Here is a 24,434-nt window from a genome sequence, read left to right on the forward strand (position 1 = left end):
GCCTCAGCCGGCCCGCAGCGGCGCCGCCTTCGCCCCCAGCGCCGCGATCAGCGCCGCCGGCGCGCAGGCCAGTTGCAGGCCGCGCCGGCCGCCATTCACCACGATCTCGGCCTGCTCCAGCGCGCTGGCGTCGAACACCGTGCGCAGACGCTTCTTCTGGCCGAGCGGGCTGATGCCGCCCACCACATAGCCGGTGGCGCGCTCGGCCCGGGCCGGCTCGGCCATCTCGGCGCGCTTGGCGCCGAGCGCCGTGGCCAGCGCCTTCAGGCTGAGGCGCGCATCGGAGGGGATGGCGGCGCAGACCAGCTCGCCCGTGTCCAGCACCGCCACCAGTGTCTTGAACACGGCCGCCGGCGAAAGGCCGAGCGCGGCCGCCGCATGCAGCCCGATCGCCTCGGCGGCGGGGTCGTATTCGTATTCCAGCAGGCGGGCGCGCAGCCCGGCGGCCTCGGCGGCGCGGGTGGCGGGCGTGGCCTTCACGCTCATGGGTGCGTCTCCTTCCCCCGCCGCCGCGCGGCGGCGGGCAATCCTGTCTCCGCGTGCGCCGCAGGAGCGTCAAGGCCGGGCGCGGGGCGCCGGGCTGGCGCGAATCCGGCACCGGTGCCAAGAGCATCGGGGGATCACGAGCGGCGGCGGGGCGATGGCGGGCTATTCGACGGATGTGCTGGTGCTGGGCTCGGGCTCTGCGGGGCTGACGGCGGCCCTCACCGCGGCACGGCGGGGGCTTTCCGTCACCGTGCTGGAGAAGACAGGCCGGCTGGGCGGAACCACGGCGATGTCGGGCGCCGGCACCTGGATTCCCGCCAGCCACCACGCCGCCGCCGCCGGCATCGAGGACAGCGCCGAGGAGGCCCTGGCCTATATCCGCGCCGCCGCGCCGGAAGGCTGGGCGGAGACGGAGGAGCCGCTGTGGCGCGCCTTCGTCGATGCCGCGCCGGAGATGCTGCGCTTCGTCGAGGCGCACACGCCGCTGCGCTTCGCCCTGACGCCGGAGCCGGACCCGCTGCGCACCCTGCCGGGCGCGAAGGCGCGGGGGCGGATGATGTCGCCCCTGCCGCTCAGCCGCTGGCGGGCGGGGCGCTTCGCCTTCCGGATCCGCCGCTCCACCATCCCGGAGATCTTCACCTACCACGAGGCGGTGACGACCGACCTCTACCACAAGCCCTACCGCACCGCGCTGGAACTGTGGCCGCGGCTGCTGTGGCGGCTGCTGACCAACACGCGCGGCAAGGGCACGGCGCTGGTGACAGGGCTGCTGCGCGGCTGCCTGGATGCCGGGGTGCGGGTGGCGCTAAACGCCCGCGCGGTGGAGCTGACACTGGACGAGATGGGCGCCGTGACCGGCGCGGTGGTGGAACGCGGCGGCCGGCAAGAGCCATGGACGGCGCGGGCCGGCGTGGTGATCGCCACCGGCGGCTTCGAGTGGGATGCGGGGCTGATGGCGCGCCACTTCCCCGGCCCGCTCGACTATCGCGGCAGCCCCGGCGCGCATGACGGAGACGGGCAGCGCATGGCCGGGGCCGCCGGGGCGGCGCTGGCGCATATGGACCAGGCGACCATCACCCCCTCCGTGCCGGTGCGCTACGAGGGGCGGCTGCTGGCCCAGCCGGTGCCCTTCCACACCGAGCCCTACGCCATGCTGGTCAACCGCCACGGCGTGCGCTTCGTCAACGAGCTGACCTTCAACATCGGCGAGGTGCTGGACCGGCGCGACCCGGCGACCGGCGAGCCCGTCCACCTGCCCGCCTGGGTGATCACCGATGCGCGGATGCCGGAGGAGGTGCCGCCGGTGCGCTGGGCGGCGAAGGCGGACCCCTCCTGGCTGCGGCAGGCCGAGAGCATCGGCGCCCTGGCCCGGCTGATCGGCGTGCCGCCGGAGGCGCTGGAGGCCAGCGTGGCCCGCTTCAACGCCGCCGCCGAGGCGGGCGAGGACCAGGAATTCGGCCGCCCGGCGCGGGCCGACGCCGCCTCGGCCGGTGACAAGAGGCGGGGGGCGGGCATCAAGCCGATCCTGCGCGCGCCCTTCCTGGCCATGCCCTTCAGCCGCTCGATCCTCGGCACCAAGGGCGGCGCCCGCACCAATGCCCATGCCGAGGTGCTGCGGCCGGATGGCAGCGTCATCCCCGGCCTCTTCGCCGCGGGGGTGGCGATGGCCAACCCGATCGGCACGCGCAATGTCGGCACCGGCACGACGATCGGCCCGAACATGGCCTGGGGCTACATCGCCGGGCAGCGCCTCGCCCGGCGCAACCAGCCGCCCGCGCCCCGCCTGTCCTGACGCGGCGGCGGGGGATGGTCCCCGCCGGACGGGCCGCCCCGGATTCCCGGGATTGTGATGCCGCCGCCCCGGCTTCTTCCCGGTTGTTGAAGCTTGGCCGCTGGAAAGCCCCCCTGCCCCGTGCCGTCATGGCCGGGTGCGGCGGGCGCTGCCACGGCGGCCGGGCTGCCCCTCGGCGCCCGGCTTGGTTTCCCGGCAGGAAGGGCGCGGCCGGTGCCGCCGCGGCCCTTTCCCCATCGAGCGGAGTGTCCTCTTGCGAACCGAATGCCGCGTCCGGCCGTCCCTTCCCTCCCCGCGCCCGCAGGAGACACCGTGATGAGGGAAGCGCCCGCCGCCCCGACCATGCGGGCCGCCGTGCAGACCGGCCCCGGCCGGATGGAGATCCGCGCGGTGCCCCGCCCCGAGCCGGGCCCCGGCCAGGTGCGGCTGCGGCTGGAGGGCTGCGGCGTCTGCGCCTCCAACCTGACGCCCTGGTCCGGCCCCGAATGGATGCAGTTCCCCGGCGACCCGGGCGGGCTGGGCCATGAGGGCTGGGGCGTGATCGACGCGGTGGGAGAGGGGGTAGGCGGCCTCGCCCCCGGCCAGCGCGTCGCCGCCCTGTCCTTCCGCAGCTACGCCGAGTACGACCTGGCCGAGGCGCGCCACGTGCTGCCGCTGCCGGAGGCCCTGGCGGGCCAGCCCTTCCTCGGCGAGCCGCTGGGCTGCGCCATGAACATCTTCCGCCGCGCCGGCATCGAGGCGGGGCAGACCGTCGCCATCATCGGCATCGGCTTCCTGGGCGCCATCCTGACACGGCTGGCGACGCAGGCGGGGGCACGGGTCATCGCCATCTCGCGCCGCGCCTACTCGCTGGACCTGGCGCGGCGCATGGGCGCGGCCGAGACCATCCCGCTGGAGGACCACCACGGCATCATCGCGCAGGTGAAGGCGCTGACGGAGGGCCGCTTCTGCGAGCGGGTGATCGAGGCCGTCGGCAAGCAGTGGCCGCTGGACCTGGCCGGCGAGCTGACGGCCGAGCGCGGCCGGCTGGTCGTCGCCGGCTACCACCAGGACGGGCCGCGGCAGGTCAACATGTGGCTGTGGAACTGGCGCGGCATCGACGTGATCAACGCGCATGAGCGGGACCCCGAGATCTACATGGCGGGCATGCGGGAGGCGCTGGAGGCGGTGGCATCGGGCCGGCTGGACCCGGCGCCGCTCTACACCCACCGCTTCCCGCTCGACCGCCTGGCCGAGGCGCTGGACGCCACGCGGGACAGGCCGGACGGCTTCCTCAAGGCCGTGGTGACCATGCCGGAGGGAACGGCGCCATGAGCCGCCCGCGCATCGGCTTCCTCGGCATCGGCTGGATCGGCCGGCACCGCATGCAGGCCATCGCGGAGACCGGCTTGGCCGAGATCGCCGCCATCGCCGACCCCAGCCCCGCCATGCTGGAGGAGGCCACGCGGCTGGCCCCCGGCGCCCGCCGCGCCGGCGGGCTGGAGGAACTCCTGGCGCAGGAGCTCGACGGGCTGGTGATCGCCACCCCCAGCGCCCTGCACGCCGAGCAATCGGCCCAGGCCCTGCGGCGCGGCGTGGCGGTGTTCTGCCAGAAGCCGCTCGGCCGCACCGCGCCCGAGGTGCAGGCGGTGGTGGACGCCGCCAGGGCCGCCGACCGGCTGCTGGCGGTGGACCTGTCCTACCGCTTCACCGAGGGGATGCGGCGCATCCGCGAACTGGTGCAATCCGGCGAGCTCGGCCGCATCCACGCCGTCGATCTGGTGTTCCACAACGCCTATGGCCCGGACAAGCCCTGGTTCTACGACCCCGCCCAGTCGGGCGGCGGCTGCGTCATGGACCTGGGCGTGCATCTGGTGGACCTGGCGCTGTGGACGCTGGACTTCCCGGCGGTCGGGGCGGTGTCGGGCACGCTGTTCGCGGGCGGCGAGCGGCTCGGCGCGCGGCCCGGCCGGGTCGAGGACTACGCCACGGCGCAGATCGACCTGCGGGACGGCACGGCGCTGCGCCTGGCCTGCTCCTGGCGGCTGCAGGCCGGCTGCGACGCGATGATCTCGGCGGCCTTCTACGGCACCGAGGGCGGCGCGGCGCTGCGCAACGTCAATGGCTCCTTCTACGACTTCACCGCCGAGCGCTACCGCGGCACGGCGCGCGAGGTGCTGGCCGCGCCGCCCGACGCATGGGGCGGCCGCGCCGCGGCGGACTGGGCGCGCCGCCTGGCCGCGGGGGAGCGTTACGATCCGGCGGTGGAGCGGATCACCGACGTTGCGCGGGTGCTGGACGGCATCTACGAGCGGTAGGGGAGGAAGGCCGGGGGCAGCCAGCCCCCGGCCCCGAGCCGGCGCTCAGCCGGCGTAGCGCCGCACCATGCTGGCGCAGAACTCGGCGAACTCCTCCTTCACCTGCGGCGGGCTGGTGTGGTGCGGCGCGATGCCGCGATGCTCCGGCGTGAAGCAGAAGGTGGCGGTCACCTGGAAGTCGCGCAGCGCCTCCATCTGCTGGTCGAACCAGGCCAGCGCGTCGGGGCGGAAGCTGTCGGCCCAGGACAGTCCGGTGCGCAGATGCGTCACGCCCAGGCGCTTCAGCCAGGTGACCGCATCGTCCAGCCGGTGATCCTGGTAGTGGAACCACTGGCAGATGCCGAGATGCGGCGTGTGCTTCTCGAACTCCTCCATCGCCAGCTTCGGCGTGCCGTCCTCGCGCAGCAGGCCCATGTGGAAATGCCGGTAGTAGGAGGAGCCCTCGGCCTCGCGGTGGCGCGTCGTCGCTTCCCAGTGCGTCGGCAGATCGTACAGGCTGTACCAGTGGATGCGCGGCGCCTGCCCGATCAGCAGGTCCGCCGTGCGCTGCAGGCCCCAGAGCTGCACCTCCTCCGCCCCGAAGGTGGAGACGCCGACCTCCGACACCCACACGGGCAGGTGCGTGACCGCCTGGATCTCCTTCAGCTTCGCCGGCCACTCATGGATCAGCCAGTTGTTCCAGTCGAGCGGGAAGCCGTGCACCGCGACCGCCTCCACCTCGTCCAGCACGCCGCGCTGCTGCATCTTCATGATGAACACCGGGTCGATCGGCGACATGCCGCCCAGCACGCGCGGCAGCGAGGAATGCTCGGCGCGGATGGCCTGGCCGGCGAGCCGCGCCGTCTCGGCGAACATCACCCAATCCGGGTCGAGCTCCGGGTCCCAGTGGGACTTGTTGTTGGGCTCGTTCCAGATCATCACGGATTCAAGCATCAGCGCACGCCTCTTGCGGGGTAGACGGCGGCCGAGCCGTAGGGCAGCGCGGCGGGCCGACAGAGATAGATCTCACGGTCCGGATTTTGCAGGATCTCGAACCCGGCGTTGCGCAGCATGGCCTCGGCGCCGGCGCGGTTGGGGATCCACCAGTTGGTGACATCGCCGGCATAGCGGTGCTCGATGAAGTGCAGCCTGGGCCAGCCGGGGCGGGCGAACTGCTCCTCCGCCGCGAAGGGATAGTCCTCCTGCGCCGGCTCCACCTCGCGCGGGCCGCGCTGCATGCTCTGGAACACCAGCAGGTCGCCCACCACGTGCTCGCGCAGCAGGTCCAGCGCCAGCAGCGGGTGCCGCAGGTGGTAGAGCACGCCCATGAACAGCACCACGTCGAAACGCTCGCCCAGCGCGCCGACATCGTAGACCGACAACTCGCGGTATTCGATGTCGAGGCCGAGCACGCGTGCCGCGAAGCGCGCCTGGTCCAGGTAGCGCGGATCGGAATCGACGCCGAGCACGCGCGCGGCGCCGCGCCGCTTCATCTCGATGGAGAAGAAGCCGGCGTTGCAGCCGATGTCGAGCACCGACTTGCCGCTGAGATCCTGCGGCAGGGCGTGGCCGAAATACTGCCAGACGGATGCAGGATAGTCGCCGAGGGCATGCTCCGGCGCGGTCTGCACGCCGTGCAGGGTGAGGTTGTGGAACCAGGGGCCGAGCTTCGCGGCCTCTTCGCGGATCCTGTCAGGGGTCATGCCGCCTCCGTTCGGGGAAAGGGCTGCTCGTTCAGGCCCAGCACCTTGCCGCCACCCTCCCAGACAGCCAGCGTGCTGACCGAGGCGGGCGCGATGTCGAAGCGCTCATAGCCCTGCAACGGCAGCCCGAGGAAATGGCACAGCGCCGCCTTGATGACGTCGCCATGGCTGACGAGGGCGATGCGGCCCTCCGGCTGGCGCTGCCGCGCGGCGCCGATCCAGCCCAGCATGCGGCGCTGCACCGCTTGCATGGACTCGCCGCCCGGCGCCGCCGCCGCGTCGCGCGCGCTGTTCCAGTGATGCCAGCGCGGGTCGTCCTGCAACGCGTCGAAGCGGCGGCCCGTCCAGTCGCCGAAATCGATCTCGGCCAGTGCCTCCTCGGCCTGCGGGCACAGGCCCAGCGCCGCGCCGACCGGCGCGGCGGTCTCGCGGCAGCGCTGGACGGGGCTGGTGTGCAGCGCCACGATCGCCTCGCCGCGCAACCGCGCCGCCAGGGCCGCGGCCTGCGCCCGCCCGGTGGCGCCCAGCGCGACCCCCGGCATGCGCCCGCACAGCGTGTCCGCCACGCGGTCATGCGCAGCGTGGCGCAGCAGGAACAGCGTCAGCGCCATGCCGCGCGGTCAGTCCAGCCCCTGGATGAAGCGCAGCGTGCGCTCGCGCGCCTCATGGTCGGTGTACTGCTTGGGCGGCGACTTCATGAAATAGCTGGAAGGCGCCGTCAGCGCGCCGGACAGGCCGCGGTCCAGCGCGATACGCGCGCAACGCACCGCGTCGATCACGATGCCGGCGGAGTTGGGCGAATCCCACACCTCCAACTTCAACTCCAGGCTCAGCGGCACGCCGCCGAAGGCAGTGCCCTCGAGCCGGATATGCGCCCATTTGCGGTCCTCCAGCCATGGCACGTAGTCGCTGGGGCCGACATGCACGTCATTGGCCGGCAGCGGCACGTCGAACTGGCTGGTGACGGCCTGGGTCTTGGAGATCTTCTTCGATTCCAGCCGCTCCCGCTCGAGCATGTTCTGGAAGTCGGAATTGCCGCCGAAATTCAACTGGTAGGTGCGGTCGAGCCGCACGCCGCGCTCGCGGAACAGGTTGGCGAGCACGCGGTGCACGATGGTGGCGCCGACCTGGCTCTTGATGTCGTCGCCGATGATCGGCAGGCCGCGCTCCTCGAAGCGCTTCTGCCAGCGCGCATCCGAGGCGATGAAGACGGGGATGCAGTTGACGAAGGCGCAGCCCGCCTCCAGCGCGCGCTCCGCGTACCATTCGCTCGCCTGCTGCGAGCCGACCGGCAGGTAGGACACGAGAACTTGCGTGCCGCTGCGGCGGATGATGTCGGTGACATCGGCGGCCGGCGCCTGCGATTCCTCGAAGGAGCCGCGCACGTAGCGGCCGAGGCCGTCCAGGGTCGGGCCGCGCTCCACCTTCACCCCGGTGGGGACGGGCCTGGAAAAGAGGCGCGTGTTGTTGGGGGCGGCCAGCACCGCATCGGCGACATCGCGGCCCACCTTGGCGGCGTTGACGTCGAAGGCGCAGCTCACCTCCACGTCGCGCACATGGTAGCCGCCCAGATCGGCATGCATCAGCCCGGGGATCGGCTCGTTCACATCGGCGTCGCGGTAGTAGGAGAGCCCCTGCACGAAAGAGGAGGCGCAGTTGCCGACACCGACGATGCCGACACGAAGAGACCTGGATGCCGACACGAATCCTCCTTGCTTCAACGATGCCACCCGCTTCCGGAGATGCTCCGGGCAGGCGTCCGGCCACGCCGCTCAGGCTAGAACGTCACAGCGCATGGTGGCCACAACTCCGCACCAGCTTCTTTGTTCCTTCGTCTGCATGACATCTTTGTGATCCTGCGGCGCAGGACGGAGGCGCGCTGCAACCCTTGTGGATAGAAGGGTTTGGGCCTCCAGTCAGGGCATTCCAAGCCTCATCATGGCGGCGGCGGAATCGGGAACCTGGCCGTAGCGGGGCGGTTCAGCTTCTACATCATCTTCTTTGTTCCTGCGGATGCGCGGAACGCTTCGTGGCCTCGACGCAGGGGGATTGCCAGAGTGCAAGAGACTGTTCTGATCACCGGCGGGGGTGGTTTCATCGGCTGCCATCTGGCGCGGCGGCTGCTGCGGCAAGGCTATCATGTGCGGGTGCTGGATAGCCTGATCGAGCAGGTGCACGGCGAGCGCAGCCGGCCCGACCTGCTGGAGCCGGACGCCGAGTTCCAGCACGGCGACGTGCGCGATCCGGACGCGGTGCGGCGGGCTCTGCGCGGCGCGGACCGCGTGGTGCATCTCGCGGCCGAGGTCGGCGTCGGCCAGAGCATGTATGCGGTGGACCGCTACGTCTCGGTGAACGATTTCGGCACCGCGGTGCTGTTCCAGCAGCTGATCGACGCGCCGGTGAAGCGCGTGGTGGTCGCCTCCTCCATGAGCATCTATGGCGAGGGGCTGTATGAGGACGCCGACGGCGTGCTGCACGAGGATGTGCGGCGCACGCCGCGCCGCGGCCCCGACGCCCCTTGGGACCCGCTGGACGCGCAGGGCCGCCCGCTGCGGCCGGTGCCGACGCCGGAAAGCAAGCGCCCGGCGCTGGCCTCGGTCTACGCCATCTCCAAGCACACGCAGGAATGCCTGACCCTGACGCTGGCGCCGGCCTACGGCATGGAAGGCGTGGCGCTGCGGCTGTGGAACGCCTACGGCCCGGGCCAGGCGCTCTCCAACCCCTATACCGGCGTTCTGGCGATCTTCGCCTCCCGCCTGCACAACGGCCAGCCGCCGGTGATCTTCGAGGATGGCCTGCAGCGGCGCGACTTCGTGCATGTCGAGGATGTGGCGCGCGCCTTCCACTTGGCGCTGGAGCGGCCGGAAGCCGCCAACCAGGTCTACAACGTCGCGAGCGGGCATGACCGCACCGTGACGGAGGTGGCGCAGGCGCTGGCGGCGGCGATGGGCAAGCCGCATCTGGCGCCCGAGATCACCGGCAAGACGCGCAGCGGCGACATCCGCCACAACATCGCCGACATCGGCAAGATCCAGAGGGAGCTGGGGTTCGGCGTGGACCGTGACTTCCAGGCCGACCTCGCGGAACTCGCCGAGTGGGTGGCGCGGCAGCAGGCGGAGGACCGGGTGCAGCAGGCGCGCAGCGAGCTCGAGACCCGGGGGCTGGTGGCGTGAGCGGGCCGGGTCCGCTCGCCGCGCCGGCGCTGCGGCCAGGGGAGCGGAGGAAGCCGGTGCTGGTCACCGGCGGCGCCGGCTTCATCGGCTCCAACCTGGCCGACCGCCTGCTGCGCGACGGGCATGAGGTGCTGGTGTTCGATGCGCTGGCCCGGCCCGGCGTCGCGGCCAACCTGGAATGGCTGCGACAGCAGCATGGCGCGCGGATGATCCCGGTGATCGCTGACCTGCGCGACGACGCCGCCGTGCAGGCGGCGGCGCAGGACGCGCAGGCGGTGTTCCACCTCGCCGCGCAGGTGGCGGTGACCACCAGCCTCGCCGACCCGCGCGAGGATTTCGACGTCAACCTGCGCGGCACCTTCACCCTGCTGGAGGCGCTGCGCCGGCGCGGCGAGGCGGTGCCGCTGGTCTTCGCCAGCACCAACAAGGTATACGGCAACCTGCCCGACATCGCGCTGGAGCGCAGCGGCGACGCGTATGTGCCGGCCGATCCGGCGATCCGCGCCACCGGCATTGGCGAGCAGCGCCCGCTCGACTTCCACACGCCCTATGGCTGCTCCAAGGGCGCGGCGGAGCAGTATGTGCTGGACTATGCTCGCTCCTTCGGCCTGCCCACCGCCGTGCTGCGCATGAGCTGCATCTATGGCGAGCGGCAGATGGGCACGGAGGACCAGGGCTGGGTGGCGCATTTCCTGATCCGCGCCCTGCGGCGGGAGCCGATCACCATCTTCGGCGATGGCTGCCAGGTGCGCGACCTGCTGCAGGTGCAGGATGCGGTGGACGCCTACATCGCTGCCTGGCGGCGGATCGGCCAGGTGCAGGGCCAGGCCTTCAACCTGGGCGGCGGCCCCGGCAACGCGGTCAGCCTGCGGCAGGTGATCGCCGCCATCGAGGCGGAGATCGGCCATCCGGTGGAGACCGTCTATGGCGACTGGCGCGCCGGCGACCAGCGCTACTACGTGTCCGACACGCGGCGGGTGCGGGAGCAGCTGGCGCTGGGCGAGCCAACGCCCTGGCAGCGCGGCATCGCCGCCCTGGCGCGCTGGCTGGACAGCCGGCAGGGCAGCACGGCGCTGGACGTGGTGGGCGCCGCGCCGTGAGGCTGGCTGCCCGGCCCCTCCACATCCTGGTGACCGCGGATGCCGTGGGCGGGGTCTGGTCCTACGCCATGGCTCTGTGCCGCGGCCTGCTGGCGCGCCGGATGCAGGTGACGCTGGCGGTGCTGGGCCCCGCGCCCGGCGCCGCGCAGCGGCTGGAAGCGGCGGCCCTCCCCGGGCTGCGCCTGCTCGAGACCGGGCTGCCGCTCGACTGGATGGCGCCCGACGCCGCGGCGGTGCAGGAAAGCGGGCGGCGGCTCGCGGCGCTGGTGCGGGAGAGCGGCGCGGACCTGCTGCACCTCAACAGCCCAGCCCTCGCGGCCGGCAACCGCTTCCCCGTGCCGGTGCTGGCCTTCTGCCATTCCTGCCTGGCGAGCTGGTGGGCGGCGGTGAAGCCCGGGCCGCTGCCGGCCGCCTACGCCTGGCACCGCGACCTGCTGGCGCAGGGCTACCACGCGGCGGACCTCCTGGCGGCCCCCAGCGCGGCCTTCGCCACGGCGACCCAGGCGCTCTACGGCCTGCCGGAGCGGCCGCGGCTGGTCCATAACGGCATTCCCCCCTGGGCGGTGCCGCACGCCCCCGCCGCCCTGCCCTTCGCCTTCACCGCAGGGCGGCTGTGGGACGAGGGCAAGGACGTCGCCACGCTGGATGCGGCAGCGGCGGAGCTCCCCTTCCCCCTCCTCGCGGCCGGGCCGGTGGCAGGGCCGGGCGGTGCCCGTGTCGCGCTGCGCCACCTGCAGGGCCGGGGCAGCCTCGACCGCGCGGCGATGCAGGGCATCCTGGCGCAGCGCCCTCTCTTCGCCTCGGCGGCGCGCTACGAGCCCTTCGGCCTGGCGGTGCTGGAAGCGGCCCAGGCGGGCTGCCCGCTGGTGCTCTCCGACATCCCGACCTTCCGCGAGATCTGGGGCGGCGCCGCCGACTATGTGCCGCCCGGCGACGCGGCGGGCTTCGCGGCGGCGTTGCGGCGTCTCGCCGCCTCGCCCCGGCTGCGCCGCGCGCGGGCGGAGGCCGCCCGGCTGCGCGCCGCCCGCTACACCGCGGAGGCCATGGTCGCGGCGACGCTGGGCCTCTACCGCGCGCTCGTCCCCGCATCCCAGGCCATGGAGGCGCCGGCATGAAGATCGCCTATCTGACCCATTCCCTGCTGTCCTGCTGGAACCATGGCAACGCGCATTTCCTGCGCGGCGTGCTGCGCGAGCTGGTGCTGCATGGCCACGAGGTCTCCGTCTTCGAGCCGAAGGGCAATTGGAGCCTGGAGAACCTGCGCCGCGATGCCGGCGAGGCGGGGCTCGACGCATTCCGCGCCGCCTATCCGGAGCTCGCCTCGCAGAGCTACGGGGACGCGGCGGAGATCGAGGACGCGCTGGGCGAGGCCGGTCTGATCATCGTCCATGAATGGAACGATCCGGCGGTGGTGGCGCGCATCGGCCGGCTGCGCGCGCGGGGCGGCCGCTTCCGCCTGCTGTTCCACGACACGCATCACCGCGCGGTCAGCGACCCTGAGGCGATCCGCGCCTTCGACCTCTCCGGCTATGACGGCGTGCTGGCCTTCGGCGAGACGCTGGCGGCCGTCTATCGCCGCTGGGGCTGGGGCGACCGCGTCTGGGTCTGGCACGAGGCGGCCGATTTGCGCCACTTCCATCCACCCGCCGCCGAGGAGCGGCGCGAGGGCCTGGTGTGGATCGGCAACTGGGGCGATGGCGAGCGCAGCGCCGAGATCGAGGACTTCCTGCTGCGCCCGGCGCGCGAGGCGCGCCTGCCTCTCGACATCCACGGCGTGCGCTACCCGGAGGCGGCGCGGGCGAGGCTCGCGGAACATGGCGCCCGCTACCGTGGCTGGGTGCCGAATGCCCGCGCGCCGGAGGTGTTCGCGCGCCACCTCGCCACCGTGCATGTGCCGCGGCGCTACTACACGCGGCTGCTCCCCGGCATCCCCACCATCCGTGTCTTCGAGGCGCTGGCCTGCGGCATCCCGCTGCTGAGCGCGCCCTGGGAGGACAGCGAGACGCTGTTCCGCCCCGGCACGGACTACCTCGTCGCCCGCGACGGCGCGGAGATGCGGCGCCACATGGCGGCGATCCGGGAGGATGCGGCGCTGCGCGAATCCCTCGTGGCGCACGGGCTCGAGACCGTGCGCGCCCGGCATGGCTGCGAGCACCGCATGCGCGAACTGCTGGCCATCGCCGACACATTGATGACCTCACCCGAGACGAGGGGGCCCAAGATGATGGGAAACGCCGCATGAGGATCGCCTTCTACGGCTCCAGCCTGCTGTCCTCCTACTGGAACGGCGCGGCCACCTACTACCGCGGCATGCTGCACGAGCTGTCCCACTATGGCCACGACATCACCTTCTACGAGCCCGACGCCTTCGACCGGCAGCAGCACCGCGACATCGAGCCGCCGGACTGGGCGCGCGTCGTGGTCTATCCGGCGACGGAGGATGCGCTGCGCGGCGTGGTGGCCGAGGCGCGGCAGGCCGATGTGGTGGTCAAGGCCAGCGGCGTCGGCGTGTTCGACAACGAGCTGATCGAGGGCGTCATGGAAGCCGCCCGCCCCGGCGCCATCCGCATCTTCTGGGACGTGGACGCGCCGGCGACCCTGGCCGAGATCACGCCGCAGCCGGACCACCCGCTGCGCCGCACCCTGCCGAAGCTGGATTTCGTGCTGACCTATGGCGGCGGCCCGCCGGTGGTCGCGGCCTATGAGGGGCTCGGCGCGCGGCGCTGCGTGCCGGTCTACAACGCGGTCGATCCCGCCACGCACCACCCGGTGCCGGCCGAGCCGCGCTTCAGGGCGGACCTCTCCTTCCTCGGCAACCGTTTGCCGGACCGCGAGACGCGGGTGGAGGAGTTCTTCCTGCGCCCCGCCGCGCTGCTGCCGGAGCGCGCCTTCCTGATCGGCGGCAATGGCTGGGAGAGCAAGCCGATGAGCGGCAATGTGCGCCATCTCGGCCATGTCTACACGCGCGAGCACAACGCCTTCAACACCTCGCCCCTGGCGGTGCTGAACATCGCCCGCGACAGCATGGCGCAGACCGGCTGGTCGCCCGCCACCCGCGTCTTCGAGGCCACCGGCGCCGGCGCCTGCCTCATCACCGACGCCTGGGTCGGGCTCGACATGTTCCTGAAGGAGGGCGAGGAGGTGCTGGTGGCGCGCGACGGCCAGGATGTCGCCGACCATGTCGCGGCCCTGACGCCGGAGCGCAGCCAGGCCATCGGCGCGGCGGCGCGGCGCCGTGTCCTCGAATCCCACACCTATGCGCGCCGCGGCGCCGAGGTCGATGCGCTGTTGCGCGCGGCGCTCGCGCGGAAGGACGCCGCATGAGGCTGGTGGTGCTGGGGCTGACCCTGTCCTCCTCCTGGGGCAACGGGCACGCGACCACCTTCCGCGCCCTGCTGCGCGCCTTCGCGCAGCGCGGCCACGCGGTGCTGTTCCTGGAGCGCGACAAGCCCTGGTACGCCGCGCACCGCGACATGCCGGCGCCGGATTTCTGCCGCCTCGAACTCTACCAGGAGCTGGACGATCTGCGCCGCTGGCAGGGCGAGATCGCGGCCGCCGACGCGGTGATGGTCGGCTCCTACGTGCCGGACGGCGTCGCGGTCGGCCGCATGGCGCAGGAGATGGCCCAGGGGATGAAGGACGGCGTCTGCGCCTTCTACGACATCGACACGCCCGTCACCCTGGCCAAGCTGGAGAAGGGCGACGAGGAATACCTCTCGCCCGCGCTGATCCCCGGCTACGACCTGTATTGCTCCTTCACCGGCGGCCCGACGCTGGAGCTGCTGATGCGGCGCTACGACTCGCCGATGGCGCGGGCGCTGTACTGCTCGGTGGATGCGGCGGCCTACCGTCCGGTGGAGACGCCGCGGCGCTGGGACCTCAGCTATCTCGGCACCTACAGCCCCGACCGCCAGCCGGTGCTGGAGCGGCTGCTGCTGGAGCCGGCCCGCCGCGCGCCGCATCTGCGCTTCGCCGTGGCCGGGCCGCAATACCCGGCCGGCATCGACTGGCCGGCCAATGTGGAGCGGCTGGAACACGTGCCGCCCAGCGCGCACCCCGCCTTCTACAGTGCCAGCCGCTACACGCTGAACGTCACCCGCGCCGACATGGTGCGGGCCGGCTTCAGCCCCAGCGTGCGGCTGTTCGAGGCCGCCGCCTGCGGCAGCCCGGTGATCTCCGACCGCTGGAGCGGCATCGAGGACGTGCTCTCCCCCGGCACCGAGATCCTGCTCGCCGATGGCGCGGAGGATGTCCTGCCGGTCCTGCTCGACCCTGACGACACGGCGCGCGACCGCCAGGCCGAGGCCGCGCGCCGCAGGATTCTCGCCGCCCATACGGCGGAGCACCGCGCCGCGCAGCTCGAGGCCCTGCTGCGCGGTGCGAGGCGAGACAGGACGACCCGCCACCAGGCCGATGAAAGAGAAAGCGCATGAGTGCATCCAAGCCACGGAATGTCCTGGTTGCCGGCGGGGCCGGCTTCCTCGGCTCGCATCTGTGCGATGCGCTGATCGCCCAGGGCGCGCATGTGTTCTGCGTGGACAACCTGCTCACCAGCTCGGGGGGCAATCTGCGTCACCTCCGGCGTTCGCCCCGCTTCACCTTCATCGAGGCCGACATCATCGACGAGCTGCCGGCCTCGGCGCTGCCGCGCCGGCTGGACCGCGTGTTCAACCTGGCCTGCGCCGCCTCGCCGCCGCACTACCAGGCGGACCCCGAGCACACCATGATGACCAACGTGCTGGGCACGCGGAACCTGCTGCGCCTGGCCGAGCGGCACGGCGCCCGCTTCCTGCAGGCCTCGACCAGCGAGGTCTATGGCGACCCGGAGGTGCACCCGCAGGTCGAGACCTATTCCGGCAACGTCAACTGCACCGGCCCCCGCGCCTGCTACGACGAGGGCAAGCGCGCCGCCGAGGCGCTGTGCTTCGACTTCGACCGCGCCCGCCGGGCGGAGGTGCGGCTGGTGCGCATCTTCAACACCTATGGCCCGCGCATGCTGCCCGATGACGGCCGCATCGTCTCCAACGTCATCACCCAGGCGCTGGCCGGCGCCGACATCACCATCTACGGCGACGGCAGCCAGACCCGCTCCTTCTGCTATGTCGATGACCTGGTGGACGGGCTGGTGCGGCTGATGGCGCATGACGGGCCGCAGCCCGGCCCGGTCAACCTCGGCAACCCCAACGAGCAGACGGTGCACAAGCTGGTGGAGGATGTCCTGGCGCTGACCGGGCACCGCTCGGCCGTCACCTACCACCCGCTGCCGCAGGACGACCCGCGCCGCCGCAAGCCGGACATCAGCCGGGCGCGGGAGGTGCTGGGCTGGGGCCCCAAAACACCCCTGGCCGACGGGTTGCGCGCGACGCTGGAATGGTTCCGCAAGGCGGAAGCGCCGGCCGGAGCGGTCAGAACGCTGACCCCCGCGGCGATGCCCCTGTCGGCGGCGGATTGAGACCGGGCCGGGGCTGCCCGCCACGCCGGGCGCGGCTCAGTGCCGCAGCCCCGGCGCCTCCTGGCCGGTCCGGGCCACGTATTCCGTGTAGCCGCCGCCATACTGGTGGATGCCCTCCGGCGTCAGCTCCAGCACCCGGTTGGACAGCGCCGCGAGGAAGTGCCGGTCGTGGGAGACGAACAGCATGGTGCCCTCGTACTGCGCGAGGGCTGCGATGAGCATTTCCTTGGTCGCCATGTCGAGATGGTTGGTCGGCTCGTCGAGCACCAGGAAGTTCGGCGGGTCGTAGAGCATCCGGGCCATCACCAGCCGCGCCTTCTCGCCGCCTGAGAGAACGCGGCACTTCTTCTCCACCTCGTCCCCCGGGAAGCCGAAGCAGCCGGCCAGGGCGCGCAATGAGCTTTGCGCCGCCAGCGGGAAGGCATCCTCCAGCGCCTGGAACACGGAGCGGTCGCCATCCAGCAGCTCCATGGCGTGCTGCGCGAAATAGCCCATCTTCACGCTGCCGCCGAGCGCCACGGTTCCCGCATCCGGCTCGGTCGTGCCGGCCACCAGCTTCAGCAGCGTGGACTTGCCGGCGCCGTTGGTGCCGAGCACGCAGCAGCGTTCCTTGCGGCGCACCAGGAAGTCCAGCCCCTCATAGATCACCCTGTCGCCGTAGCGCTTGTGCACGCCGCGCAGGTTGACCACGTCGTCGCCGCTGCGGGGCGCGGGCATGAAGTCGAAGGCCACCGTCTGCCGGCGCTTCGGCGGCTCGACGCGGTCGATCTTCTCCAGCTTCTTGACGCGGCTCTGCACCTGGGCGGCGTGCGAGGCGCGCGCCTTGAAGCGCTCGATGAACTTGATCTCCTTGGCCAGCATGGCCTGCTGGCGCTCGAACTGTGCCTGCTGCTGCTTCTCGTTCAGCGCCCGCTGCTGCTCGTAGAACTCGTAGCTGCCGGAATAGGAGGTCAGGGCGCCGCCATCGATCTCGATGACCTTGTTGACGATGCGGTTCATGAAGGCGCGGTCGTGCGAGGTCATCAGCAGCGCGCCCTCGTAGCCGGCGAGGAACTGCTCCAGCCAGATCAGGCTCTCCAGGTCGAGGTGGTTGCTCGGCTCGTCCAGCAGCATGACGTCGGGGCGCATGAGCAGGATTCGGGCCAGCGCCACGCGCATCTTCCAGCCGCCGGAGAGCGCCCCCACATCGCCATCCATCATGGCCTGGCTGAAGCTGAGGCCGGCCAGCACCTCGCGCGCCTGGCCCTCCAGCGCATAGCCGCCCAGGCTCTCGAAGCGCGCCTGCACCTCGCCGAAGCGCTCGATGATGGCGTCCAGCGCGTCCATCTGCGCGGGGTCGGCCATGGCGGCTTCCAGCGCCGCCAGCTCGGCGGCCACGGCGCTGACGTCGCCGGCGCCGTCCATCACCTCGGACACCGCGCTGCGGCCGGACATCTCCCCCACATCCTGGCTGAAGAAGCCAATGCTGACGCCGCGCTCGACCAGCACCAGCCCCTCATCCGGCGGCTCCTGCCCCGTGATCATGCGGAAAAGGGTGGTCTTGCCCGCGCCGTTGGGGCCCACGAGGCCGATCTTCTCACCCTTCTGGAGGGCCGCGGAGGCCTCGATGAAGAGAAGCTGCTGGCCGTTCTGCTTGCTGATGTTGTCTAGACGGATCATGGGGCCCAGGGCTGAAAGCGGTTCAGGCGCGCTTATGCCACGCCAGCCGCCGCCGAACACCATCCAGGGCATGGAGACTGCCAGGCTGTGGCGGATGGAGCCAAAGGATGGCCGGCCGTACTCCCGGAGGCGACGCCAGAAGGCCGGCCGTTGGCCGGGCAAGCTCCCGGAGAGGTCTGGCCGAACCCGATGGCGGCGATCATCCCCACCCATGGCCATTCGGCCGCCCGCAGCGATGCGCACCGACGCGCCCTTACCTCACCTCGGCTGTCCGCCACGCCGCCTGCCGGTCAAGCTCGGGCTAAAGCGCCGCTCGATAGATACTGTAGAACTTCTGCACGAGCGTTTGTGGATCATAGATGCAGGGAGCACCCACTGTAACGCGCGCCCCCTCGATGGCGTCTATGCTCACACCCTTGTAGAGGCCGCGCCCTGAGAAGCTGAGCTTGTATTTCTGTTCAATCCAATGGAATACGGGCAGATCTATTCTATCGAGATGATAAGGCCAAGTAAGAGCCTTTTCGACATTCAAGGGAACATTGGCGGCTTCAGCGAGGCGTTTCGCCAGCTCAACCAGAACATATGTATGGGGATGGTTCGGCGTGTAGAAGCACTTTGTCTTGTAGATTTCACGTTCGATGAAATCAGACATGGGAATCGAGCAATCTCGTTCCCGGTCACGCAGGTTCTGCAGGGACGCCGCAAATGGATCGGGCGTGCCACACGTGTCCTCGTGCAGGCGCTTTAGCGCCTGGGCCTCGTCCTGGCCTTCTTTCCAAGCCTGCAGAACAGGAGCGAGATGATACTCGTCCAGCGGGCTTTGCAGCTTGCCGCTCGAGTTATAAATATAACGCGTCCCGGGAAAGTAACCATCGAAATACACATTCGGCCAAATCAAAGATTTTCCGGCGTAACGCTCGGTGATCCACCGGCTGCGCAGCCATTCCTGCTTGAATTCATCGGCTGTGCGCTGGAAGAAAATGAATGAAGCCGCATCCAACTTCTCGAGCACATGGTCGCGGTCTGCGTCCGTCAACGTGAAGTTGGGAGCAAGTTTCTCCACAGGGACCGTGCCAGCGATGGCAAAAATTCCCTCGAGGAACTGGGCCTGACAATTACCAACGATGACGATATGACTCAAGCTGCTGATCCAATCCATCCGGCTCGGTGCAGGGCAATGTAAAGAATTTTACTATGGCGGAACTGTAGCTGTCAAGCATGCTTTCGAATTTTTATCGTCTTCGAATGTTTATTATAAGCAGCCTTAATTCTGAAATACGTTCAGTGTTTATTTAAGAAGACCAAGCCTGAGATTGTTATTGCCGCAATGCTGACGCTAGCTTATGCTTCACCGAACAATGCGGCGTGATGTTGGGAATGCTCCCTGCGAATCAGCTCCGGCAAACAGCCATCCAAGCTGTGGCAAGGCCCTGCCCCACTCCGACTTTATCTCCCTCCGGCAATATTGCCTCTCGAGGCGATCTTGCCCCCAAGGATGGTTTTGGCGCACCAGAATGACAGCACCTTCCAGCCCCACGCTTCCTCATCCCAGCCTGCAGCGTGTCACTGCCTTGCCACGCTTCCTGCGCCTCACCTTTGGTGAGGCCTGCAGTATCGCAGGAGATATTGAGGTGCTTGCCCGAGGAATCCCGATCAGTTCGCTTAAGGTGGAGCAGAGTTTTGAGCCGGGACAATTCCTCGATCTTCCGGTGAACAGCTTTCCCAATGTACAGCTTCCGGTGAATTTGTGCATTTGTGTGGGAGAGGAAGAAATCGCAGCACCTCTACTGATCAAGTCTTCTGAGGATGTAATGGCGCTGGTCGGGCAGGGTGAGATCGAGGCGCGAGACCTGTCTCTGGAGGCAGGCCTGTTGCGCGGCACGCTTCATCTGAACGGTAATGCTGTTTCCGTCCCCAATGCATTTATACGCACCAACGGTGTGGTTATCCGCTCTGTCGTGGTGGAGCCGCCCGTCGGCAAGGATACGGGCGGCGCTTATTGCCGCTTCGCGGTACCCATCCGCCCGTCGGATTTCGTAGAGAGCGGCCTCTCTGTCGATCTTCATGTCAGCGGTATCGATCATCCGCTGGCCAATTTCACCTATGCGCGTGTCGATCCTTCGGCAGAGGCCTCTCGGCTGCTGAAGCTCGAGGAGGAGCTGAGGCAGGCGCAGAAGAAGATTTCAATTCAGACCGAGATGCTGAGCGGCAGTTTCCAGCGCCGCCTGGCTCTGCAACAGGAGAGGGTGGATGCCTTCATCGAGTACGCCACCTCGATCCTCCTCGACAACGTGGCCAATGCCTTCGAGCAGAAGAGCGACCCAGCAAGCTTCCTGTTGGCCTTGAGCGAGGCCCGGGCCAACACGCTCGGCCCGACCGCGGCTAAAGTCGCCGTCAAGGCTATTGATGAAGTCGAGATCGATGTGGATTCGGAGAACTTTGCCTTCGGCTGGTATGACGTCGAGCAAAACGACAAGGGTCCCTTCCGCTGGATGAGCCAGACGGGCTTGCTGAACAACCCTTATCCGCACCTGCCCCTGGCCAAAGTCGATCTCGTGATTACACGCGCCTACGGCGCTGAGGAACCGCTGGTGCGTGCGGTGGTGGATGATGTCGAATTCACCGCCATTACCACCAGCAGGACAGATCAGGCCTTCAACGTGTCCTGGGTACCTCCGCAGAACTCGAGTGCGGTTTTCGGGCAGTCTGTCCGGCTCGAAAGCTTCCATGCCGGCAGCCCGGCAACCTCGGAGGGGACCAATGACACCCGCATTCTCGCGATAGCGGCGACCAAGGCCAAATTTTACTACCGGCAGGACGGAGCCGGCGCGCAATGAGCGAGCGCGCGCTGGCAATCTTTACGCCGATACCCCCTGAACAGAACGGCATTGCGGATTACAGCTACCATTTGATCTCGGCGCTGCAGCCGCTGAAGCCCTGCGCCGTCTATGCGCATCAACCCGACGGCATTCTGCCTGCTGGCGCGGTGATCCGCGATCCAGCCCAAGCTTTCCGTCACATCCGGTCGGGCGACCCCGTCCTGCACCAGATCGGCAACAATCCAGGCCATATTTTCGTCTTGGATGCATTGCGCAAATGGGGTGGCGTGACGACGCTGCACGACCAGAACCTGCATTATCTCTACGAGAGCGCTCAGTCGTCCAGGTCAGTCCTGTCCAATAACATGCTCGCTGGAAACGAGAAGCTCGGGTCGGTGTTCGTCCGCCACTGGTTTAAGGAGAACATCAAGACCCTCGCCAACTACGCTCTCTTCGACATGCTGCATGAAGTGCTGACACTGAGCTCGGCCGTCATCGTGCATTCGCGTTTTGCCAAGAACCGCATACGCCTGCTCTATGGCGCGGAACTCGCCGAGCACGTGCATGTGGTGCCGCACCTGGCGCTGACGCCCGAGAAGGATGAGCACGAAGACCCGCGCCTTGCCTTGAAGATCCCTGCCGGCGTGCCGCTCATCCTGACCTCTGGCTTTGCCACCGCAGCCAAGCGGTTCGACTGGCTTGTACAGGCACTCGACTTAATGGTGGCCGCTGGTGTGGATTTTTTCTGGGTGCATGCCGGCAAAGAACGGCCTGAGGAATATGACCTCTCAGGTATGATCGACCGCTACCCTGAGGTCAAAGCCCGGACCTGGATCAGCGGCTATCTCACTGAGCAGCAGCTCAATTCATGGGTTTCTGCCTGCGATATTCTGGTGAATTTGCGTTTTCCCTCGGTTGGTGAGAGTTCCGGTACGCTGGCCCGGGCCATTGCTGCAGGACGCTGCTGCGTGGTGAACCGTACAGCAGCTTATGCGGAGCTGCCACCCGACGCGGTGATGCACATTCCCATTTCCAACGCCGTGCCCGCACTGGCGGACGGCCTGTCCAACCTCATCAGGAATCCTGATCTGCGGGCTTCTCTGGGCGAAAAGGCGTTGCGGTGGGCACGCAATGAATGGGCGCCAGAAACCATTGCCCGAAGCTATCTCGACATCATAGCCGCCAGCACCGAACACCGGCCAGCGGCTACCACGCCACCGCAGACCGGCGTGCGGAATTTTTCTTTTCCGTTGACCGCACCAACGCTGCGCGACGATATCGCTGAGCGGCTGCGGGGATTGCGCGGCAGCATGATCATCAGGCTCAATGCGGCCTCGCCCAAAGAGATTGCCGCGATCAGTCTGCAGCGCCCGAATCTGCTGCAGGAGATCTTGCCCAGTGGCTGGCAACTTCACAACGTTGCCGTAGAGGCTGAGCAGCTGCCCGACGAGGTGGGCCTACAGACCGGAGTGGATCTTGTTCTGCAGGGAATGTTCGAATGATGACCCCCGCCAGTTTGCCCCTCGCTCCAGGCCTTTCTGCTGATCTTTCGGTTGCGCCGCGTTTCGCCGCACTCACCCTGGAGCTAGTCGATACGGTAGCACCCAATTCTTATCTGCTTGATACGCTTTATCCGCTGTCTCTCTTTCTCCTCTCGGGTGGGAAGGGCGAGCTAGGCCTGTTTCCGGAGAATATCCCCGAAAAAGGAGCTGAGTTCTATGCAGGGTTCCGCCAATATGGCGGGCGGCGCAGTATCCTGCCATTTGCCGAAGCCCTTCCCGCAGCTCGGCGCGCGGCTTTGAGTGATGGCCGTCCGCTGCTCGTGGCGATGCATGCGGACAACAGCGCATCAGCTGCCTCTGCACTCGGCCAGTGCTCTGTACAACCTGCCCTGCTGCTGTTGGCAGCCGACCGGCTCTGCGACAGCCAGCCACCACTCTATGCGGTGGGCTACAAGGGGCATTGCGTGGTCAAGTTCGTGCAAGGATCTTACGAAGAGAGCTTCTGTTTCGTCAGCCCGATCATGGATACGGGCCAACTGTCCAGAGCCTTCGAGATCGCTGGAAAATCCGTGTCGGTGGATCTTAAAAGTGCCGCAAGCCTGCATGGCGCTGAGAACGACACCATCATAATCTATCTGGCAGACGATTACGCTGCCTGGTCAAACGCGTCGGTCTCGGCGCTCAGCTTGGTGCATGATGGCGAAGGCACGGTAGAGGGAGATGCCAGCTATTCCTGGCTTTGGGGCACAGGCCGCAACCAGTTGCGCATATTGCTCGGCCCGGTCAGCCACCGCTATCGCCGGCTGCGCGTCATCCTGCCCAATACGATATCGGTGACCAATTTGCAGCAGGCTAGACTCCTCCTCAACGGCGAGGTCGTGAAACCCCGCGCTGAAATCTGGTCGGACACATCTGGTGCACTTTCCATAGACCTTCCGCCCGACCTGTCAGATCCGCTTGTGCTAGGAATATGGGTGCGTGAAAGTAAAATGGCCGATGATAAGGTGACAAGGCTTTTTGCCTGTGTCGACCGTATCGAACTCAGCGCGTGAGGAGACCATGAGCAAGAATATCCTCGTTGTCTCGCCGGTTCCTAGCTTCCCATCCGATCAAGGCAATGCAGCGCGCATCCTTTCTCTTGCCACGCAGTTGGGCGAGCGGGGCCTGAAGCTCGACTTTTTTTATTATGGCATGGAAGGTCTTACCGCGCAGTCTCGCGAGGAGATGGAGAGGTTCTGGAACGAGTTTCATTTTCTTCCCTCCTTACCGCTGCCGGAGCCCAAATTCGCTCGCCATTGGGGCCTGGATGATTGGTGCCCGGACGCCCTCTGCGCCGCGGTGGCCGAATTGCACGCGCGCAAGCACTACGACGCCGTGCTGGTGAACTATGTGTGGATGTCGAAAGTCCTGGTCGGGCTGGACAACACACTCAAGATTATCGATACGCACGATCTGTTCGGAGATCGCCACAAGATTGCGATCCGTGAAGGAATGGAGCCGCGTTGGTACTTTACCAGCCTTTCCGAGGAAGACCGCGGCTTCAACCGAGCCGATCTCCTGCTTGGCATCCAAGACCGGGAGACAGCAGAAATCGCGTCGCGTGTTGACGTACCGGCGATGGTGATTGGGCACCTGATGCCGCCGCGCTTTCTGATGGAGCCAAGCCACAAGCCGCCCCGCTTTACATTCGGCTATCTCGGGAGCGGCAATCCATGGAACATCCGATCGATCCAGGCATTAGACGATGCTCTTGCATCGGGTCCAGCCATGGACTGGATGCTGGCAGGCAGTATCCTCAAGCAGCCTCTGACGCTGAAGACCTCGCCATACCGCTTTGGCTTCGTGAAAGAGCTAAAAGATTTTTACAACGACGTGCAATGCGTCATCAACCCAATGCTTGGTGGTACAGGCCTGAAGATCAAGACAGTGGAGGCGCTGTCTTACGGTCGGCCTGTCATTGGTACGGTCGATGCCTTCATCGGTCTGCCCGTGCAGCACGAGGCCCATAAGCTACAAAGCGTAGAAGCCTGTGCAGAGATGATGTGCGAGTACACCAAAAATTCGTCGCTCCAGGAAGAAATCGAACTTGCCTCTCGTGCGTTATACTTTTCATACGCGCTGAACATCAGCCGAGGGATCGATCTACTTGGCCAAGCCATCGAGCGCGGCGTGGCTCTCCAACCGTCACTGGATACGGCCAAGGCATGAGTTCGATTTTGGCCGTCCAAACGCCCGCTTGAGAATAGTCGTCGATGGGCGATGCGCCTGAGGAGGAGCACGCCCATACCGATGCGGGTCATGGCTTCGGAGACGTCGCAGCGACCTTCGTAATCACGAACTAGGCGGCTCCAGCGGATCATCCAGCCCCTTGTCTGGTTGACCTGCCCCCTTAAAAGTGTACCGCCGCTGATGTGAGATTAGCGGGACGCGGAGGGGAGGAGGTTGAGATGGCGAGGAAGCAGCACAAACCGG

Annotated in this window: 21 protein-coding genes and 1 pseudogene; 14 read left to right on the top strand and 8 right to left on the bottom strand. The window is 68.1% G+C overall.

Annotation, left to right across the window (positions count from 1 at the left end; all coding sequences use genetic code 11):
- Positions 1–3: 3 nt before the first annotated feature.
- Positions 4–486 carry a Cys-tRNA(Pro) deacylase gene (ybaK, locus tag ACFOY6_RS13465; RefSeq protein WP_379632543.1) on the bottom strand — a complete coding sequence of 161 codons (483 nt, stop codon included), beginning with the start codon at positions 484–486 and terminating at the stop codon, positions 4–6.
- 154 nt (positions 487–640) lie between these two features.
- Here ybaK and ACFOY6_RS13470 point away from each other — a divergent pair, with 154 nt between their 5' ends.
- The 3 genes from ACFOY6_RS13470 to ACFOY6_RS13480 all read left to right on the top strand — a co-directional run bounded on the left by ACFOY6_RS13470 (position 641) and on the right by ACFOY6_RS13480 (position 4,575).
- On the top strand, positions 641–2,278 hold the full coding sequence (locus ACFOY6_RS13470; protein ID WP_379651184.1) for an FAD-dependent oxidoreductase: 1,638 nt from the start codon (positions 641–643) through the stop codon (positions 2,276–2,278).
- Between the two features lie 315 nt (positions 2,279–2,593).
- Positions 2,594–3,592 carry an MDR/zinc-dependent alcohol dehydrogenase-like family protein gene (locus tag ACFOY6_RS13475; RefSeq protein ID WP_379651186.1) on the top strand — a complete coding sequence of 333 codons (999 nt, stop codon included), beginning with the start codon at positions 2,594–2,596 and terminating at the stop codon, positions 3,590–3,592.
- Positions 3,589–4,575 carry a Gfo/Idh/MocA family protein gene (locus ACFOY6_RS13480; RefSeq protein WP_379651188.1) on the top strand — a complete coding sequence of 329 codons (987 nt, stop codon included), beginning with the start codon at positions 3,589–3,591 and terminating at the stop codon, positions 4,573–4,575. Before ACFOY6_RS13475 ends, ACFOY6_RS13480 begins: the two co-directional genes overlap by 4 nt.
- A 45-nt stretch (positions 4,576–4,620) precedes the next feature.
- Here the strand turns inward: ACFOY6_RS13480 and ACFOY6_RS13485 are convergent, their stop codons facing one another.
- Genes ACFOY6_RS13485 through ACFOY6_RS13500 form a run of 4 tightly spaced genes read right to left on the bottom strand, consistent with a single transcriptional unit; the run spans position 4,621 to position 7,960 of the window.
- A complete protein-coding gene (locus ACFOY6_RS13485) occupies positions 4,621–5,508 on the bottom strand; it encodes a beta-xylosidase (protein WP_379651190.1) in 888 nt (295 codons plus the stop codon).
- Positions 5,508–6,257: a TIGR04290 family methyltransferase gene (locus tag ACFOY6_RS13490; protein WP_379632526.1), complete on the bottom strand. Its 750-nt coding sequence runs from the start codon at positions 6,255–6,257 to the stop codon at positions 5,508–5,510. The genes ACFOY6_RS13485 and ACFOY6_RS13490 overlap by 1 nt, the downstream gene beginning before the upstream one ends.
- The gene (locus ACFOY6_RS13495) at positions 6,254–6,868 is read right to left on the bottom strand and encodes a histidine phosphatase family protein (RefSeq protein ID WP_379632524.1); all 615 of its coding nucleotides are present in this window, start codon (positions 6,866–6,868) and stop codon (positions 6,254–6,256) included. The genes ACFOY6_RS13490 and ACFOY6_RS13495 overlap by 4 nt, the downstream gene beginning before the upstream one ends.
- A gap of 9 nt (positions 6,869–6,877) precedes the next feature.
- Positions 6,878–7,960 carry an inositol-3-phosphate synthase gene (locus ACFOY6_RS13500; RefSeq protein ID WP_379651192.1) on the bottom strand — a complete coding sequence of 361 codons (1,083 nt, stop codon included), beginning with the start codon at positions 7,958–7,960 and terminating at the stop codon, positions 6,878–6,880.
- 354 nt (positions 7,961–8,314) lie between these two features.
- Between ACFOY6_RS13500 and ACFOY6_RS13505 the strand changes: the two genes are divergently transcribed.
- From ACFOY6_RS13505 to ACFOY6_RS13535, 7 genes are read left to right on the top strand one after another with little or no spacing between them, the layout of a single operon-like run.
- Positions 8,315–9,430 (top strand): NAD-dependent epimerase/dehydratase family protein, encoded by a 1,116-nt coding sequence (locus ACFOY6_RS13505; protein ID WP_379651194.1) that lies wholly within the window; start codon positions 8,315–8,317, stop codon positions 9,428–9,430.
- Positions 9,427–10,530: an SDR family NAD(P)-dependent oxidoreductase gene (locus ACFOY6_RS13510; protein WP_379651196.1), complete on the top strand. Its 1,104-nt coding sequence runs from the start codon at positions 9,427–9,429 to the stop codon at positions 10,528–10,530. The genes ACFOY6_RS13505 and ACFOY6_RS13510 overlap by 4 nt, the downstream gene beginning before the upstream one ends.
- A complete protein-coding gene (locus tag ACFOY6_RS13515; protein WP_379651198.1) occupies positions 10,527–11,645 on the top strand; it encodes a glycosyltransferase family 4 protein in 1,119 nt (372 codons plus the stop codon). The genes ACFOY6_RS13510 and ACFOY6_RS13515 overlap by 4 nt, the downstream gene beginning before the upstream one ends.
- On the top strand, positions 11,642–12,772 hold the full coding sequence (locus tag ACFOY6_RS13520; RefSeq protein ID WP_379651200.1) for a CgeB family protein: 1,131 nt from the start codon (positions 11,642–11,644) through the stop codon (positions 12,770–12,772). The genes ACFOY6_RS13515 and ACFOY6_RS13520 overlap by 4 nt, the downstream gene beginning before the upstream one ends.
- Entirely contained in the window at positions 12,769–13,854 is a 1,086-nt protein-coding gene (locus ACFOY6_RS13525) for a CgeB family protein (protein ID WP_379651202.1), read from the top strand. Before ACFOY6_RS13520 ends, ACFOY6_RS13525 begins: the two co-directional genes overlap by 4 nt.
- Positions 13,851–14,963 (top strand): CgeB family protein, encoded by a 1,113-nt coding sequence (locus ACFOY6_RS13530; protein WP_379651204.1) that lies wholly within the window; start codon positions 13,851–13,853, stop codon positions 14,961–14,963. The genes ACFOY6_RS13525 and ACFOY6_RS13530 overlap by 4 nt, the downstream gene beginning before the upstream one ends.
- Positions 14,960–15,982 (top strand): UDP-glucuronic acid decarboxylase family protein, encoded by a 1,023-nt coding sequence (locus tag ACFOY6_RS13535; protein WP_379632514.1) that lies wholly within the window; start codon positions 14,960–14,962, stop codon positions 15,980–15,982. Before ACFOY6_RS13530 ends, ACFOY6_RS13535 begins: the two co-directional genes overlap by 4 nt.
- 36 nt (positions 15,983–16,018) lie before the next feature.
- Here the strand turns inward: ACFOY6_RS13535 and ACFOY6_RS13540 are convergent, their stop codons facing one another.
- Both ACFOY6_RS13540 and ACFOY6_RS13545 read right to left on the bottom strand, forming a co-directional pair.
- Complete coding sequence (locus ACFOY6_RS13540; protein ID WP_379651206.1) at positions 16,019–17,641, bottom strand: ABC-F family ATP-binding cassette domain-containing protein; 1,623 nt, start codon at positions 17,639–17,641, stop codon at positions 16,019–16,021.
- Between the two features lie 301 nt (positions 17,642–17,942).
- Positions 17,943–18,782 (bottom strand): WcbI family polysaccharide biosynthesis putative acetyltransferase, encoded by an 840-nt coding sequence (locus tag ACFOY6_RS13545; protein ID WP_379651208.1) that lies wholly within the window; start codon positions 18,780–18,782, stop codon positions 17,943–17,945.
- A 373-nt stretch (positions 18,783–19,155) separates the two neighbouring features.
- Between ACFOY6_RS13545 and ACFOY6_RS13550 the strand changes: the two genes are divergently transcribed.
- From ACFOY6_RS13550 to ACFOY6_RS13565, 4 genes are read left to right on the top strand one after another with little or no spacing between them, the layout of a single operon-like run.
- On the top strand, positions 19,156–20,478 hold the full coding sequence (locus ACFOY6_RS13550) for a hypothetical protein (protein WP_379651210.1): 1,323 nt from the start codon (positions 19,156–19,158) through the stop codon (positions 20,476–20,478).
- The gene (locus ACFOY6_RS13555; RefSeq protein WP_379651212.1) at positions 20,475–21,962 is read left to right on the top strand and encodes a glycosyltransferase; all 1,488 of its coding nucleotides are present in this window, start codon (positions 20,475–20,477) and stop codon (positions 21,960–21,962) included. Before ACFOY6_RS13550 ends, ACFOY6_RS13555 begins: the two co-directional genes overlap by 4 nt.
- Positions 21,959–23,014 carry a hypothetical protein gene (locus ACFOY6_RS13560; protein WP_379651214.1) on the top strand — a complete coding sequence of 352 codons (1,056 nt, stop codon included), beginning with the start codon at positions 21,959–21,961 and terminating at the stop codon, positions 23,012–23,014. The genes ACFOY6_RS13555 and ACFOY6_RS13560 overlap by 4 nt, the downstream gene beginning before the upstream one ends.
- Before the next feature lie 7 nt (positions 23,015–23,021).
- Entirely contained in the window at positions 23,022–24,170 is a 1,149-nt protein-coding gene (locus ACFOY6_RS13565) for a glycosyltransferase (protein ID WP_379651216.1), read from the top strand.
- Between the two features lie 44 nt (positions 24,171–24,214).
- Here ACFOY6_RS13565 and ACFOY6_RS13570 read toward each other — a convergent pair.
- Positions 24,215–24,337, bottom strand: a pseudogene (locus tag ACFOY6_RS13570) (IS5-like element ISRso1 family transposase); the annotation flags it as partial.
- Between the last annotated feature and the right edge of the window lie 97 nt (positions 24,338–24,434).

The organism is Teichococcus aestuarii, from assembly GCF_042651065.1.
Lineage (GTDB): Bacteria > Pseudomonadota > Alphaproteobacteria > Acetobacterales > Acetobacteraceae > Pseudoroseomonas > Pseudoroseomonas aestuarii.